The organism is Arthrobacter sp. 05T420 (assembly GCF_056396305.1).
Genome location: NZ_JBFTLG010000003.1, coordinates 1 through 15,615, shown reverse-complemented (window position 1 = coordinate 15,615; position 15,615 = coordinate 1). Strand labels below are relative to the sequence as shown.

Annotated in this window: 16 protein-coding genes; 9 read left to right on the top strand and 7 right to left on the bottom strand. The window is 66.5% G+C overall.

The features are described from left to right. Positions 1–69: 69 nt before the first annotated feature. Entirely contained in the window at positions 70–1,053 is a 984-nt protein-coding gene (locus AC1DEM_RS04110) for a S1C family serine protease (protein ID WP_476883255.1), read from the bottom strand. Positions 1,054–1,237: 184 nt separating this feature from the next. Here AC1DEM_RS04110 and AC1DEM_RS04105 point away from each other — a divergent pair, with 184 nt between their 5' ends. After that, complete coding sequence (locus tag AC1DEM_RS04105; RefSeq protein WP_476883254.1) at positions 1,238–1,741, top strand: HtaA domain-containing protein; 504 nt, start codon at positions 1,238–1,240, stop codon at positions 1,739–1,741. A gap of 24 nt (positions 1,742–1,765) precedes the next feature. On the opposite strand, the gene AC1DEM_RS04100 is transcribed toward AC1DEM_RS04105, so the two are convergent. After that, positions 1,766–2,515 carry an ABC transporter permease gene (locus AC1DEM_RS04100; protein WP_476883253.1) on the bottom strand — a complete coding sequence of 250 codons (750 nt, stop codon included), beginning with the start codon at positions 2,513–2,515 and terminating at the stop codon, positions 1,766–1,768. 167 nt (positions 2,516–2,682) lie between these two features. Here AC1DEM_RS04100 and AC1DEM_RS04095 point away from each other — a divergent pair, with 167 nt between their 5' ends. Both AC1DEM_RS04095 and AC1DEM_RS04090 read left to right on the top strand, forming a co-directional pair. Beyond that, entirely contained in the window at positions 2,683–4,608 is a 1,926-nt protein-coding gene (locus tag AC1DEM_RS04095) for an amylosucrase (RefSeq protein WP_476883252.1), read from the top strand. Between the two features lie 343 nt (positions 4,609–4,951). After that, positions 4,952–6,427, top strand: a complete 1,476-nt coding sequence (locus AC1DEM_RS04090) for a sensor histidine kinase (protein ID WP_476883251.1) — start codon at positions 4,952–4,954, stop codon at positions 6,425–6,427. Here AC1DEM_RS04090 and AC1DEM_RS04085 read toward each other — a convergent pair. Both AC1DEM_RS04085 and AC1DEM_RS04080 read right to left on the bottom strand, forming a co-directional pair. Then, positions 6,375–7,085, bottom strand: a complete 711-nt coding sequence (locus AC1DEM_RS04085) for a response regulator transcription factor (RefSeq protein ID WP_476883250.1) — start codon at positions 7,083–7,085, stop codon at positions 6,375–6,377. The genes AC1DEM_RS04090 and AC1DEM_RS04085 overlap by 53 nt on opposite strands. 99 nt (positions 7,086–7,184) lie before the next feature. Continuing rightward, positions 7,185–7,430 (bottom strand): hypothetical protein, encoded by a 246-nt coding sequence (locus AC1DEM_RS04080; protein WP_277523824.1) that lies wholly within the window; start codon positions 7,428–7,430, stop codon positions 7,185–7,187. A gap of 302 nt (positions 7,431–7,732) precedes the next feature. Here AC1DEM_RS04080 and AC1DEM_RS04075 point away from each other — a divergent pair, with 302 nt between their 5' ends. The 3 genes from AC1DEM_RS04075 to AC1DEM_RS04065 all read left to right on the top strand — a co-directional run bounded on the left by AC1DEM_RS04075 (position 7,733) and on the right by AC1DEM_RS04065 (position 10,522). After that, complete coding sequence (locus AC1DEM_RS04075) at positions 7,733–8,035, top strand: DUF4193 domain-containing protein (protein ID WP_028276793.1); 303 nt, start codon at positions 7,733–7,735, stop codon at positions 8,033–8,035. A 372-nt stretch (positions 8,036–8,407) separates the two neighbouring features. Continuing rightward, positions 8,408–8,713 (top strand): hypothetical protein, encoded by a 306-nt coding sequence (locus AC1DEM_RS04070; protein WP_476883249.1) that lies wholly within the window; start codon positions 8,408–8,410, stop codon positions 8,711–8,713. Between the two features lie 39 nt (positions 8,714–8,752). Further along, on the top strand, positions 8,753–10,522 hold the full coding sequence (locus tag AC1DEM_RS04065; RefSeq protein ID WP_476883248.1) for a putative bifunctional diguanylate cyclase/phosphodiesterase: 1,770 nt from the start codon (positions 8,753–8,755) through the stop codon (positions 10,520–10,522). Position 10,523: 1 nt separating this feature from the next. On the opposite strand, the gene AC1DEM_RS04060 is transcribed toward AC1DEM_RS04065, so the two are convergent. Then, the gene (locus AC1DEM_RS04060) at positions 10,524–11,489 is read right to left on the bottom strand and encodes a cation diffusion facilitator family transporter (protein WP_476883247.1); all 966 of its coding nucleotides are present in this window, start codon (positions 11,487–11,489) and stop codon (positions 10,524–10,526) included. A gap of 194 nt (positions 11,490–11,683) precedes the next feature. On the opposite strand from AC1DEM_RS04060, the gene AC1DEM_RS04055 reads away from it, so the two are divergent. The 3 genes from AC1DEM_RS04055 to AC1DEM_RS04045 all read left to right on the top strand — a co-directional run bounded on the left by AC1DEM_RS04055 (position 11,684) and on the right by AC1DEM_RS04045 (position 13,503). After that, on the top strand, positions 11,684–12,046 hold the full coding sequence (locus AC1DEM_RS04055; protein ID WP_476883246.1) for a cupredoxin domain-containing protein: 363 nt from the start codon (positions 11,684–11,686) through the stop codon (positions 12,044–12,046). Beyond that, positions 12,043–12,516 carry a hypothetical protein gene (locus AC1DEM_RS04050; RefSeq protein WP_476883245.1) on the top strand — a complete coding sequence of 158 codons (474 nt, stop codon included), beginning with the start codon at positions 12,043–12,045 and terminating at the stop codon, positions 12,514–12,516. The genes AC1DEM_RS04055 and AC1DEM_RS04050 overlap by 4 nt, the downstream gene beginning before the upstream one ends. A gap of 147 nt (positions 12,517–12,663) precedes the next feature. Continuing rightward, positions 12,664–13,503, top strand: coding sequence for a CDP-alcohol phosphatidyltransferase family protein (locus AC1DEM_RS04045; RefSeq protein WP_476883244.1), 840 nt, complete (start codon positions 12,664–12,666; stop codon positions 13,501–13,503). Positions 13,504–13,550: 47 nt separating this feature from the next. On the opposite strand, the gene AC1DEM_RS04040 is transcribed toward AC1DEM_RS04045, so the two are convergent. Together AC1DEM_RS04040 and AC1DEM_RS04035 are read right to left on the bottom strand one after the other, a co-directional pair. After that, complete coding sequence (locus AC1DEM_RS04040; protein ID WP_476883243.1) at positions 13,551–15,149, bottom strand: FAD-dependent oxidoreductase; 1,599 nt, start codon at positions 15,147–15,149, stop codon at positions 13,551–13,553. A 28-nt stretch (positions 15,150–15,177) separates the two neighbouring features. Next, the coding region (locus tag AC1DEM_RS04035) for a DUF2252 family protein (protein WP_476883242.1) at positions 15,178–15,615 on the bottom strand (438 nt) is incomplete at its 5' end.

Here is a 15,615-nt window from a genome sequence, read left to right as displayed (position 1 = left end):
CGGGGCAGGAATTCGGCCCTGGCTGGAGTTATTCAGCGGGCGGAATCGCCATGTCTGGGCTGGAATTCCCTACTGGTTGTCGGTCATCTCCGCGGGCACCGCCACCAGCCGCAGGTCCGAGCCGTCACGGAGCACGGCAAGCTCCAGAGGCTCCCCGATCGCTTCGGCGAACAGCAGTTTCTGAAGACTCTCGGCGTTGGACACGTACATCGGCCCGACCTTCAGGAGGATGTCACCGGCCCGCAGCCCGGCGCGTTCGGCGGGCGAACCTGGGAGGACTTCGACCACCAGCAGCCCCTCCCTGCGCCCTGTCCGGACGACGGCGCTTGGCTGCAGCTGGATCGGAGTGTTCACCAGACCCAGGTAGGCCCGGCGGACACGGCCGTCCTTGAGCAGCGAAGCGATGATGCGCCTGGACGTGGCGTTGATGGGAACAGCCAGTCCGAGGCCGACTCCTGCCACGGCTGTGTTGATACCGACGATCCGCCCGCGGGCGTCCGCCAGCGCACCGCCGGAACTGCCGGGGTTGAGGGCCGCGTCGGTCTGGATGACGTCCTCGATCACGCGCCGGCTTCGTCCGGACCAAACGGGGATGGAACGGCCCAGCCCGCTTACCACCCCGGCGGTGACGGAGCCGGCGAGCCCGAGCGGATTGCCCACGGCGATGACCAACTGGCCGACCCGAAGGGACTCGGCGTCGCCCATTTCCGCCGGTGCAGCCGTAGGGGCCCTGCCATGGACCACCGCAAGATCGGACAGCGGGTCGGCGCCCACCACGTCAACAGCAGTGGCGGTGCCGTCGGCGAAAACCGCGTGGCCGGACTGGGCGCCGCCCACCACGTGGGCGTTGGTGAGCAGATATCCGTCGGTGGTGAACAGTACGGCCGAACCCGCGCCGACCCGGAGCCTGCCGTTGCGCCCGTTGCCGGTCATTTCCAGCGCTGCGACGTGCTGTGTGACAGCCTCGGCCACGCGGATGACCGTTGCGGAATAGGAATCCAGCGGGTCTTCGGACACATCGGATCCGGATACCCTACTGATGGACGCGGCCACTGTGCACCTCCTGGTTGCCGGTACTCATCCAAGTCAACCACCGCCGCCCCGGCTGTAGTCCTGGAGTGCCTACGCCGTCAGTGAAATACGCCGGATGAAGCGGCAACGGTGCAACAGTTCAGCCCCGCGCGGATCCCCGACTAGGCTCGGACGTAGATCCGCCCGACAGCCCAGGAGAACCTACGTGACATCAGCGTCCGCTTCCCCCGCTCCGCTCCCCCTGCCGGGCCTGACCTGGGGCATCAAGCGCAGCTTCATGGATTACATTTCGGGACTCCCTGACGGTGCGGTTTCCGCGGCCGACGGCGCCACGGTGACCGCGTCCGGCGAGTTCTGTTTCGCACCAGCCGGTTCCGAGTACGATCCCGCCAGCGGCACCGGCGTCCTCCGGTTCCGCGGCGACGTCCGCGTCGCCGGACACCACGGAATGATGTTCGTCCGACTCTTGGATCCATGGGTCGAGTTCACGGCCGGGCACGGGGTCCTGTCGATCAGCACGGGCGACGGCGGCGGGAAGGACCGCTCGGACGTCGGCACCCTGCGTACTGCCGCGCCCCGCAACATGGAAGGGTTTCTGGTCTGGGAGCGCGTCGAGGTGGCCGTATCCCAGGCCGGTTCGGAATTGTTCGACGGCCAGTACGCCGACGGCCAGGCCATGGACCCCCTCGTCATCCGGGTGCCCGCCTAGAGAGGACGGGCCACGGTGCGGACCCTAGCGGGGTCGGGCCGGACGCACCCTCACCGGTGCGATGATCTCGATCAGGACGACGGCGGTGATGGACCCTGCCGCCATGATCGAGGCGAGCACGACGATCTGGAAGCGGCCCGCTTCCAAGGGTGAAAGCCCGCCGAAGATCGCACCCACGAACGCGCCGGGAAGGGTGACAAGGCCCGTAGTCTTGGTCTGGTCGGTCGAGGGGATGAGGGCTGAATAGACAGCGCGCCGTGCCAGCTCCAATGTCGATTGGCGCCGCGTCGCTCCTAGAGCAAGCCACGCCTCAACTTCATCCCAGTGTTCATTCACGGACTCGGCAAAGTGCCGGCCGGCCAGTGTGGCAATGGTCATCGCGTTGCCGATCACGATCCCTCCGATGGCCAGCGCGTATCGGGGCGTGAACGCGATTGCGCCCGTGCCGAAGACGATCGCCAAGGTCACCAGGATGCCCGCCGCCATGGAGCCACCCACCGTGGCCAGGCGGGCCCAAGTCCACCCCAGCCGTCGTGCGGCCGTCACGGTTGCCACCGAGAACATCACGAGAAGTGCGGCGCTGACCCAGACCGGACTGGTGATGACACTGCCCAGTACCAGGCTAATGACGGCCAGTTGCGCAGCCCCGCGAAGGATGGCCAGCGCCGCCGCGGTCCGGTGCGGGATCCGGAAAACCGCCAGCAGGACCACAGTGACCAGCATCAGGAGCCCGACGCCCAGCAACGTGGGCAGGAGATCAACGGAACCGGTCATCACGCCAGCCTATAGACCTTCCCACCCACAAAATCGGCAGCATCCGCTGTCGACTGCTTTTCCGCGCCGAAACACACCGGCCGTGCTGGGCAGCCATCCGTGCGTCTGCAAGGATGTGAACTGTCGTCGCGCCGTCGAGGACCGAAGTTCATCGAAGGAGACGCTCCATGGTTGAACCCGCCCTTGTAACTGACGGGGTAGCTAACGAGGCCCGCCGGCATGTGCTCCGGGCCCTGGCGTCGGGCACGGGCATCGGGTGGGCCGGACCGGACCGGGCCGCCTTCGAAGAGCGCTTCGACCGCCACTTCCCGGCCTTGTTCCGTTTGTTCCACGATCTCTACAGCGCACGGCACGATTGGCTGGATCAGCTCACGGACCTCGTGATGCAGTCGGCCCGCTCGTGGGCCGAGAGGCCGTCCGAGCTCAAGAGCCTCGACGCCGACCGGGAACACAACAGTGGCTGGTTCCAGGCCAACACCATGCTCGGCGGTGTCTGCTATGTCGACCGGTATGCCGAAGATCTGGCGGGGGTCCACGCCCGGATCCCCTATTTCAAGGAACTGGGCCTCACCTATCTGCACCTGATGCCGCTGTTCCTGGCCCCCGAACCCCATTCCGACGGCGGCTACGCCGTCTCCAGTTACCGGGACGTCAACCCGCAGCTGGGCACCATGCAGCAGCTGCGTGAGCTTGCCGCCGAGCTGCGGGCGAACGGCATCAGCCTCGTCGTCGATTTCATCTTCAACCACACCTCCGATGAGCACGAATGGGCCCGGAAAGCGGCCATGGGCAACCCGGCGTACAGCGACTACTACTGGATCTTCCCGGACCGGTCGATGCCGGACGCGTTCGAGCAAACCGTGCGCGAAATCTTTCCGGACGACCACCCCGGCTCCTTCATTGAAATACCCGACGGACGGTGGGTCTGGACCTCCTTCCACACGTACCAATGGGACCTGAACTACTCCAACCCGGACGTCTTCCGGGCCATGGCCGCTGAGATGCTGTTCCTGGCCAACCAGGGCGTGAACATACTTCGGATGGACGCCGTCGCCTTCATCTGGAAGGAGCTGGGCACCCCCTGTGAAAACCTGCCCGAAGCCCACACGCTGCTGCAGGCCTTCAATGCCGTATGCCGGCTGGCCGCGCCGTCGCTGCTGTTCAAATCCGAGGCGATCGTCCACCCCGATGAGGTGGCCCGGTACATCGACCCCGCCGAGTGCCAGCTCTCCTACAACCCCCTGCAGATGGCCCTGATCTGGGAGGCGTTGGCCACCCGCGACGTTTCGCTGCTCACCCAGGCCCTGGAGCGACGCCACAATGTCCCGGAGGGCACGTCCTGGGTGAACTACGTCCGCAGCCACGACGACATCGGCTGGACCTTTGCGGATGAGGATGCCGCCGAGCTTGGCATCGATGCCTTCGAGCACCGGCGGTTCCTCAACTCCTTCTACGTCAACCGTTTCCCCGGAAGCTTCGCCCGTGGCGTGCCCTTTCAGGACAACCCCCGCACCGGCGACTGCCGGATTTCCGGCACCACCGCGTCGCTGTGCGGGCTGGAAAGTGGCGCAACCGCGGCGGTGAACCGCATCCTGCTGGCCCATTCGGTGGCCTTCAGCACCGGGGGCATCCCGCTGCTGTATCTTGGCGACGAAGTTGGACAGTCCAACGACTACCACTACGCCGTTGAGGACGGTCACGGAAGTGACAGCCGCTGGGTGCACCGGCCCCACTATCCCGCGTCGCGCTATGCCCAACGCGCGGATCAGGAAACCCCCGCCGGCGCGGTCTACACCGGGCTGCGCCGGATGATTTCCGTGCGGTCCGCGACGCCGGAGCTAGCCGGCACCAAGCTGGTCGGGTTCGCCACGAACAACCCTGGCGTTCTGGGGTACCAGCGTCCGGGAGATGGAACGCTGGTCCTCGTGCTGGCCAACTTCAGCGACGGCCCCCAGGAGGTGCAAGGGGTGACGCTCTCCGGCTTCGCGGCCGAAGCCGTTGACATCCTGACCGGCGCCCACCTGCGCCTGGACGCGGGACTCCTCCTGCGCGCCCAGCAGTTCCTCTGGCTCCGGGTGATGCCCCGGCTATGAGCGGTCCGCCCTCGGCTTATGGGCATGACGGGCCGGAAAGTGGCTGTGGTGGCCGCCAATTGCGCCGCTATGACGCGGTAGTATCCGGCCGCACGCTGGTTGAGGAGAGCGTGCGGCCGGAAACTCGGTACGGACGGCTCCGTGGCCTCCGCTGGCCGGTCTTCGGCGGCCTGTTCCCACTGTCCCGCATACCGCTGAGAAGAGACTGAGAGCGGCCTCTCCCCGAGTGGACGGTGCGCCGATGGGCCGATCCGGGGTGCCTCCGGCTATGGGACGGGCGCCAGGTGGCGGCGATGCTGGCACGGTGGTTGTCCTGATCCGCGCATGGGCGCATTCTTGGAACATGGCACTGGGCACACGAGCCACGTCCGGCCGTCCCGGCAGCGGCGAGATTCGCTGGGGCGTGCGGAAGCAATCAACGGCGGTCGCCGTCGGCGTCGTTGCCGTGGCGCTGCTGCTTGGCGGCGTGCTCCTCCTGATCCTGCTGCAGGCATCCCTGGCCAGGTCCAGCGACGGCGCAGCCCGGCAGAAGGCCCTCGATGTGGTCGCCGAAATGGAGGATATGGACGTCGCGGATGCCCGCGCCTACATCATTGATACGGCGCATGCGGGCCAGTTCGTCCAAGTATTGGATACCGGGGGGTACGTATTGGCTGCCTCGGATGCCGAGGTCGCCAGCACGCCGCTGTCAGCCCAGCGGCCCAGCCCGGGCCAGACCATGACGCAGGATGTCTCAGGCCTTCCGAGCATCGGCGACAACGACGACTATCACATCGTCACCGTGGGAGCGCGGACGGGCACACTGAGCTATACGGTGGTTGTGGCCCAGGCGTCTCAGATACAGGCGGACACCATTTCCACGGTTGCGTGGTTCATGCTGGGAGCCACGCCGCTGCTGCTGCTTACCGTGGCCGGGTCCGTGTGGCTCCTCGTGGGGCGATCCCTGCGCCAGGTGGAACGGATCCGTGGCCAGGTGGCCCGGATCAACGCCGAGCGGCTGGACGGGCGCGTCGATGTGCCGCCCACCAACGATGAACTCCAAGCCCTGGCGCTAACCATGAACACGATGCTGGACCGGCTGCAGGCCTCGGACACTGAACAGCGCAGGTTCGTCTCGGACGCCAGCCACGAGCTGCGCAGCCCGCTGGCCACGCTGCGGGCCGGAATCGAGATCGCGGCTGCGGACCCAACCGGGGCGATGTGGCTGCAGATGAAGGATGTCCTCACCGAGGAGACGACCCGAATGAGCTTCCTCGTCGAGGACCTGCTGACGCTGGCCAAGGCCAATGACGGCGGCCTGAAGGTGGAGCAGAAGGACGTCGACCTTGACGACGTGTTGGACCAGGAGATCCGCCGGCTGCGGTCCACCAGCCGGAACGAGATTTCGGTGGAACTCGTTCCGGCTCGGATCCGCGGCGACGCTCGCCGGCTCACCCAGGTCCTGCGTAATGTCCTGGACAATGCCGACCGCCACGCCCTTTCCCGGATCGCGGTGGACCTGCGCACCGTCGGGGACCGGGTCATCATCACGGTCGACAACGACGGCGACCCCATCCCTGAGGCGGATCGGGAGCGGATCTTCGAACGCTTTGTCCGGCTCGACGGCAGCCGCTCCCGGGAAGGCGGCGGCAGCGGACTGGGCCTGGCCATCGCGGCGGGAATTGTGGCGGCCCATCACGGGAGCATCCGTCCGACGGACGGACCAGCGGGTCACTGCCGGTTTGAGATCGCCTTTCCCCGTTCGGAACCGGCAGAACCGGCGGACCTCACGCCTCGCGAGTCCCGGCGGCATGGGGTTCAGGAATCGGGTCGGCGCTGAGCAAATAGCCCATACCACGAACGGTGGTCAGGCTGTGGAGCCCAAACGGGACGTCGATTTTCCGCCGAAGGTAGCCGATATAGACCTCCACAACGTTGTTCGCGCCTTCGAAAGCCGGGTCCCAGACGTTTTGCAGAATCTCCGCCTTTGAGACGATTTGGTCGTGCCGGCGCATCAAGTAGTGCAGGAGCCCATACTCCCTGGCCGTGAGGCTGATGAGGGTGTCGCCGCGGTGCACACTGTGGCTGACGGGGTCCAGCGACAAGGTCCCAAGCGTCATGATCACTGGCCGGGCTGGCGCTCCGCGCCGGATCAGCGCCCGGATCCGGGCCACCAGCACCAGGAAGCTGAACGGCTTCGTGAGATAGTCGTCAGCTCCGAGGTCGAAGGCATCGGTCTGGTCGTATTCGCCATCCTTGGCCGTGAGCATCAGAACCGGGGTCCAGACTTTGCGTTGCCGCATTTCCTTCAAGACGTCGTAGCCGTTCATCCGGGGCAGCATGAGGTCCAGGAGGATGGCATCGTACTCGTTCTCCAGCGCCGCCGAGAGGCCGCGCACGCCGTCGTGCGCGACGTCGACCACGAAGCCCTCGTTCTTCAGTCCGCGGCGGACTGTTTCCGCCAGGGCATGCTCATCCTCGACCATCAGAATCCGCACTCCGGCCCCCTCCCTTTGGGCCAGTATGGCCCTTCCCGGGCCGGGCTGGAAGGAGAACCTGGCGTAGACAGGGCGAGGGCCGTGCTCGCCGCCGTACGGTTAGGCCGGCTGGGCAGGCCCGAAAAGCCAGCCCGAAACATCGCTGCGCAGGATTACGTGGGGTCCTCCGGTGGAACTGACGCTCCCGTTGGGGACGTAGTAGCCGCGGCCGGCCCCAGGGCCGCCGGCCGCTCGGTCAATCGCGTCGGTAAGGCGCCGGGTCAGGTGCCCGCTGGGGCCAAGGGACCGCAGTTCGTTGAGTTCGTCCTGCGTGAGCCGTCCCAGTACTGCAGCGATATCGGCCATGGTGAATCCCTCCCGACGGGTGGTGCGGATGGAGCGGCTGGAGCCCAGATTGGATGGTCCCTAAAGAATCAGGCTAGGGCACGCAAATTAACGGCACATGTCGTCCCGGTGACCAGTGGCGAACGAAGCGGGAAGGGAAGTGCCGCGGCCGGCCGTCTGTGGGTGTCGCGAGAGTCACTGCCGCGACTCCCTCGGTCCCCAGCATTTACACGGCGTCATGCTGTACCGTTCAATCCCGGAGATCCGGAGATCCGGTATTGACACTGAATAACACGCCCAGCAACTGAAATGAGTACCACCAGGTGGCAACCGATTATGACGAAGTACGCTCCGACGTTGCGGAATCACGCAACGCTTCCCTGGAGGCGCTCCGTTCAGCGAATGCGCCTGACGCCCGCAGCGTTGTCCGTGAACTCGACGAGGCCGATACCTCCGAAGGCGTAGAACTTCCGGGAGCAGATCTTTCCGGCGAGGAACTGACCGTCACGGTCATTCCGCAAAAAGAGGATGAGTTCACCTGCTATTCCTGTTTCCTCGTGCGGCACCGGTCCCAGCTGGCAAAAGAGAAGGCCGGCCACGCGTACTGCGCCGACTGCCTTAGCTAACCCCTGCAGAAGGCTCAACCCGGGGTGAGCCCGGCCCCTGCGCTACTGTGTCGGCCGCCCGCCGAATACACTGCTGTCACATGCTTCACAATAGTGTCGTGGGACCGCAGGACATGACCCACCGGGGCTGGTTCAGCTACGCTCCTGATGGACGATGCGGCGAGTGCCGGCACGTGGCCGGAGGCTGTAATGACGCGTAACTCCAACAGCGGGTTGGCGGACCCTGTTGCTGCGTTGCCGTCGGCCGCCAATTCACCGGGACGTTCTGACGCCGGGGCGGCAGTGCCGGATGAAGGAACGACCGGCCGGCGGACGCGGACCGGGAGGCCCGCACGCCCAGGGAGCCTGCAGCGAGAATGGTCCAGGGCCTTCGTGCTTATACTCGTGGCCCTGATCGCCGGGGTCGCCTTAACAGTCTTCGGGGTCCGTGTGGTCACGGATCAGATCCAGCACGCCGCCGCACAGCAGCGCCTCGAGTCGGAGGCTGTCGCCGAGCTGCGGACCGGCATGGATGCCCACGAACAAGCCGGGCTCCAGCTGTTGTCCGCGGGGTCCGTCGAGACGCGGTCCTTTTTGCAGCAGCAAGAGGACGTCTCAGCCCAGTTCAATGCTGCCGCAGGAATCCTGCCGGAGGAGTACGGCATGCGGGCCACAGTTCTCGAAGCCCGGACCGCCTAGGAGGAGGGCCTGTCCGCGCACGGACTTTGGGGAAGCCAGGTGGCCAGTCTCCATGGCAACCGCGTGGCGGAGGCGCCGGCATTTGCTGCATCCGGCGCGAGGGCCCGCACGTTGCTGGCCGACGTCCGCCGCGCCTCGCTCGATGCGCTCGACGACGGCGTCAGCCGTGCTGCCCAGCTCCAGCAGATGGTGTCGACCGGCCGCATAGCCCTCTTTGCGCTGGCCGTGGGCGGCGTGTTCTTATTTCGCCGGCGGATGACCAAGTACCTGATGCGCCCCTTGGAGGGGCTGCACCGTGGGGTCGTGAAGCTGCAATCCGGTGACTACAGCCACCGGATTAAGGTTGTCCGCAACGACGAACTGGGCCAACTGGCCGGGGCCTTCAATTCCATGGCCGCCACGGTGCATGACAACCACCTGGAACTGACCTTCCGCGCCACGCACGATCCGCTGACGGGACTGGCCAACCGGGCCGTCCTCACCGAATGTCTCGCCGCCGTCTTTGGCCACGGAGCTGCTGCGCCGGAAGCCACGGAACTTACTGGCAACAGGCGCAGCGACCAGCGCGAAGGCCTGTTGATCATCGACGTCGACGACTTCAAAGACGTCAACGACTCGCTGGGCCATGAAGGCGGGGACGTGTTGCTTATGCAGCTGGCCCAACGCCTGCGGGCCTGCGTGCGCTCCCATGACCTCGTTGCCCGGCTGGGAGGGGACGAATTCGCGATCGTCGTCATGGACGACGGCGGCGCGGCGACGGACGACGTCGCTGTGCGTATCCAGGACGCGCTACGCAAGCCTTTCAGCATCGATGAGGTCCAGCTCTTGGTGTCCGTCAGCATGGGCGCCGCCCAGCGGAGCGGCGCAACTGCAGATCCTGCCGAGCTGATGCGGCAGGCCGATTTCGCCATGTATATGGCCAAGCACGGCGGCAAAGGCCGCTACCAGCTCTTCGACGCCCGGGGCTACGACGAAATGACCTACCGTGCCGCCCTCCGGGCGGACCTTGCCACGGCGGTGCAGGCGGGACAGCTGCGCCTCGACTACCAGCCCGTGGTCAATCTGGGCACCGGTGAGATCGCCGGGGTCGAGGCCTTGGTCCGGTGGGAACACCCGACCCTGGGCAGGCTGGGGCCGGCAGAGTTCATCCCCCTTGCCGAGGAAACCGGCGAGATTGGCCCGATCGGCTGCTGGGTGCTGGAGACGGCAAGCCGTCACGTCGCCGGCTGGCGCCGCTCCCCTGGCACCCCCGCCGACCTCTGGGTCTCGGTCAATCTCTCCACGCTTCAGTTATCCAGCGACCGGAACCTTGATGCTCTTGAGCGCATTCTGACCCACCCCGCTTCGCAGGCGGGCAAGGTGATCCTCGAGGTCACCGAATCTGCCCTGGCCACCAACGCCGACGGCGGGGTCGCGGCCCTCAACCGGCTCAAGAGCTTCGGCGTCCGGATCGCAATCGACGACTTCGGGACCGGGTTCTCTTCGCTCAGCACGCTCGCGGCGCTGCCTGCGGACATTCTCAAGATCGACCGCGCCTTCCTCTCCGGGTTGCCTGGCGACGCCCCGGCCGCAGCGATGCTCGAGGGGATCCTGGAAGTGGCCCGGAAGCTGAACCTGGCTGTCATCGCCGAAGGCATCGAGGACGCCGGACAGTTGGATCTGTTGCGCTCCCTCGGTTGCGACATGGGGCAGGGCTTCCTCCTGGCCAGTCCCAGCCCGTCCCCCGTTCTCGAGGCGCTGCTGGTCTCGGGGGCGCGGCTGCAGGCACTGGCCGGAATGGACGCGCCGGCGAACGGTGTCGGCGGTTGAGTCAGCGGTCTCCTGAAGCGGCTGGGAAGACCAACGAGGGCTCGTCCGCGGTGGCGAGTGTCAGGACGGCTTCCTCGACGGTTTCGTGGTCCTCAAGCTCGCGTTCTACCCGGCGCAGGGCCACGGCGACGTCGTGTTCACGAAGATCCCCCAGCATGTCCACTGCCGCCACGACGTAAAGCTTGCGCGGGCCGACATACTCAAGATGCAGGTAGGTGATGCGCTCTATCTCGGGGTGCTCCAGCAATCGGCGGGCCATGGAGCCCTCAATATCGCTGGTCACGGCCTGCCCCACCAGGAAGCGGCGGTTCCGATCGATCAGCACGACGGCGACCGCTGCCAGCAGGATACCCACGAGAATAGATCCCACGGCGTCCGGCACGGATGACCCCGTGACCTGGTGCAGGAAGATCCCGGCGAACGCGATGAGCAGGCCGATCAGCGCAGCCCCGTCCTCGGCAAAGACTGCGCGCAGCGTGGGATCGGAACTCTTGAGGACCTGTTCGAGGGTTTTCCGGTCCAGCTCGCGGGCCGCCTTCCGGGTCTGCCTGAACGCCTGGATGAAGGACACGCCCTCAAAGACAAACGCGAACGTCAGCACCACGTAGGCGATCGCATAGTCTGCCGCGGGTTCCGGGGTGAGCAGTTGCTGGATGCCGTGCATCACCGACACCACCGCCCCGGCTGTAAACAAGCCAAAGGCGGCGATCATGGACCACACGTAGGCCTCGCGCCCGTAGCCCATGGGGTGGGCCTTGTCCCGTTTCCTCGCGGCCTTCCGTTCGGCGATGAGCAGGAAGACCTGGTTGCCGGTGTCGGCCCAGGAGTGGGCAGCCTCGGCAGTCATGGACGCCGAGCCGGTGATGAGCGCGGCCCCGGTCTTGGCCACCGCCACCAAAACGTTCGCCGCAAAGGCAATGAGCACGGTGATCGATGCGGACCAGGACTTCTTGCTTTCACTCTTCACGCAAATCTTCCTCCCGCGGCTATGGAATGCATGCCAGTGACTACGCTATCTCCCGCGTCCGGGGTTTCAAGGTGATCTTGCACCATTCGCGCCGGGTAGGAGCACAATGAGACTAGTACGTTCATCGGCTCTTTTTCACAAGATGCTCGGGGTGGTGCGCTATGAATGCTCGCCGGAAGCTGCCGTCGTTATGGTTGGTTCTCATCCTGCTGGGGACCGGCGGGTGCGCCGGCGGAAGCGGAACACCGGCGTCGACGTCGGCGCCACCACCGGACGCCGTCTACGGCGGCGGCCCGACTGCGGGCACGGCCGCCGCCACGATCACCATCAAGGACTTCGCCTACGGCGACCCGCTGACCGTGACGCCGGGCGCGTCGGTTACAGTAACCAACATGGACACCGCTCCGCATACAGTCACGGCTGACGAAGGCGCAGCGTTTGATGCGGAGGTCAAAGGCGGTGGCACCGCCACCTTCACCGCACCGACGACGCCGGGGTCCTATCCGTACCATTGCACCTTCCATCCGAACATGCACGGGACGCTGATCGTCAAATGAGCGATCGTCAGATGAGCGCCCAAAGCCCCGGAAAGTCCCAGCGGGCCCGCGGAACCGGGATGATCTTGCGCATCCTCACGGCCGCTGCCTTGTTCATAGACGCCGCGGTCCACATCCACCTGGCCCCGGGCTATCAGGCGGGGAATCCGGCGGGGATCGGCCAGGGCAATCTTTTCCTGCTGGAAGCGGCCGCGGCCGTGCTGTCCGGGTTGTATGTCCTGCTGCGCGGAAGCAGGGCCGCCTACGCCGTCGCGTTCGTTGTTGCGTTCAGTGCCTTCATCGCAGTGGTGGCGTACCGCTACGTGGATATTCCGGCGTTCGGGCCATTTCCCGCCATGTACGAGCCCATCTGGTTCTTCGAGAAGACCCTTAGCGCAGTGGCCGAAGGCTCCGGGGCCGTTCTGGCGGCCGTAGGCTTCGCCCGGGCCGGGCGCCGAACGCCTCCGAGCCGTGCCCCGTCCCCGCAGTGAAAATGCCCCGACAGTGAAAAGGCCCAACAGTGAACGGGCCGGAACAGCGGACTTGCTAGCATGTGGGCGGGGTGGTTCAGGCTGAAGTCGATAACACGGGGCACGCAACAAGAGGGCGGGACAGCTACAGGCCCGGCTTCCAGAGGCATGCCTACGGGCCAGACTTCAGACGTATCGGCAGACACGCCGCCCGGGGCAGCAGGGCGAGCAAGCCAGGGATCAGCGGGCGCCCGCCGTGCCGCCGCGGATGCGGGGACCGCCGTAGCTGCCTATCTCGTGGTCTGGGCCTCGCTCGGCCCGGCGCTCTTCACCGATCCTCCTCTCTGGTTCCTGGCCCTGGCGGCGGGCGCTGCGGTGATCCTTCGTGCCGCGGGCTCCGTTCTGCGGCGGAAACCCCAATTTTCCACGCCCGCGGACCGCGTCACCCTGGGCAGGGCCACCCTCGTGGCCTGCTGTGCTGCCGAAACGGTGGTCGGCTTGATCGCCGGAACCGGAACCGGAACAAGCTCTCTGGTGGTTGTGCTGGGCACGGCAGCGTTCCTGCTCGATGCCGTGGATGGACGGCTGGCCCGGTTGACGGGGTCAGCCACGGTCGAGGGTGCACGGCTGGATTCGGATACTGACGCCGCGCTTGTTCTGGTGCTGTCCTGCACGGCGGCGGGAACATTTGGCCTGTGGCCCCTGGGCATCGGCCTGATGTACTACGCGTTCCTCGCAGCTGCCTGGTTCCGGCCGTCCCTGAAGAACCCGCTGCCGTCCAGCACCGTCCGCAGGGTCATCGGGGCCGCCCAGCCCGCAGCCCTGTTGTTCGCCCTGTTGCCCGGCGTTCCTCCGTCGCTGGGAGCCATGGTCCTGGGCACTGCGCTTGGTCTGTTGGCCTATTCCTTCGGGCGGGACGTCGTCGAACTGGAACGGCTCCGCCGGGCAAGCCCGGACCCGGTGGCCGGTTGCCCCGCCTCATGCGCCGAAACCCCGGCGGGGGCATGACGGGGCCGCGTCCTCTGCCGTCTCGGGCGGTTTAGCCAGGCGGGCAGTCAGCCGCGCGGAGATTCCGCAGGGCTGCGGGGTGGGCCGGCCACAGCTGTGGCCGTGCGGGAGGGTGCGCGTCTCGGCGCCAGGTTCGCCGCAGCCGGGCCCTGGATGACCGTCCCGTCCGCGGCAAACCGTGAGCCGTGGCAAGGGCAGTTCCACGTCGAGTCGTCCGCGTTGAACGCGACTGTGCAGCCCAGATGCGTGCAGATGGCCGAAACGGCTTGGAGCTCCCCAGCGGGATCGGCGTAGACGGCGGTCATTTCGCCGTCGATCTCCACTACGGCCCCGTCGCCGGGGCGCAGCCCGGCGACGGTCGCCTGGTCCGGCTGCTGGGCATCGGCTGCCTGGTCCGCTTGGGATGCCAGGTCCGGTTGGTATCCATGTTCCGACTCTGGACTGCTCCCAGGGGCCGGGCCGTCCGCAGTAGAGCGGTTGGTGTCGAAGACCGCCGCCCAAGGGTTGTGCCGCCCCGACAGGGTGTCGGCTAAGACCAGCGCCGCGGCGGTGCCGTTGGTAAGGCCCCACTTGCGCAGCCCGGTGATTACATGAACGTGGGCCGCCGTCGGGGTCAGAGTCCCGGCATAGGGCAACCCGTCGACGGACATGGCGTCCTGCGTGGACCAGCGGAAGCTCGTCTCCCCGGTGCCGAGGCGCTCACGGGAAAACGCCGCGAGGCGGCGGTACCGGACGCCGGCATCGGCGCTCTCGGCGGCCCGGTGACCTTCGCCGCCCGTGAGAACGTAGTGGGAACCGTCGACGTCGATCGCCAGGATTGAGCGCATCGGCTCGTCGACGCTGATAAAGGTCCCGTCCAGGGGCGTTGCCGGCGCCAGGCACGCAACGATGTAGGAGCGGTGCAGGTAGCAGCGTTCCGCAAACAGACTTCCGCCGCCAATAGGCACGTTGGTGGCAATGATCACCTCGCGCGCCCTTACCATGCCGCGCCCGGTCTCGACGACGCCGGGCACACCATCGCGGACCGAGGTGACACGCGAGTCCTCCAGCACGTGGCTTCCGCCCCCGTCCACTGCGCGGGCGAGGCCCTGAAGGTACTTCACCGCGTGAAGCTGCGCCTGGCCATCGAACCGGACTGCGCCCCGGACAGCGAACGGCAGCGGCGTCTCTGAGGTAAAGACTGAAGGAAGGCCGAGCCGCGCGGCCAAGGCGGCCTCGTCGCGAACCCGGGCAACGGCGTCGTCGGATTCTGCGTAGGTGTAGTTGGACACCCTACGGAAGTCGCATTCGATGCCCTCCTCCGCCACGATGCGCGCAATGTGCTCGATCGCGGCCTGGTTGGCCTGCCCATACATCCCGGCGACGTCCCGTCCGTGCCGGCCGGCAAGTTCGGTGTAGACGAGGCGGTGCAGGGAGGTGACCTTGCCGGTGGTGTGCCCCGTGACGCCGGTGCCAACGTGCGCGGCCTCCAGGACCGCGACGGTGTGGCCGGCACGTTTAAGGGCCAGCGCCGCAGTCAGGCCGGCGATCCCTCCGCCAACGACGGCCACGTCGACCTCCAGGTGGGAGTCCAGGGAGGGATAGCGGATGGCACCGGCCGTGGCGACCCAGAGCGAAATCTGTCGTCCTTCGAGCCTTTCACCCACGGCGCCGCCTTCCGCTGATAATCCGGAATCAGAGGCCCTCAGTTGCTTCCAGGCGGCCGGATCGCACTGCATCGGCAAACGCCTGGTAGTCCTTTTCGTTCTGATCCGCGTAACGCTCGGAAAAGTCGGTGATTGAGCGCTCGAACTTGTCGCTCTTGCCGAGATAGGCAGCGATCGCGATGGGGTCGCCCGACCGGGCGTGCGCCCGCGCCAGCGTCCAGCCGCAGGCGTTGGCATAGAAGGCCATACCGAGCGGCTTAAACTCTTCCACCACGGCTGAGCCCTTCATGTCACGCAGTTGGCGCCAATACAGGTACCGGTTGTCCTGCACGCCTTTGGTCCAGCCCAAGAAGATGTCGCTTGCGGCCTGCATCATCCGCTGCCCCTGCACCACGCGCTCGCCCGGCTGCTTGAACTTGCTCTTCGGCAAGTGGTCCTCAAGCACCGATTTCGTGGCCTCCTTGAC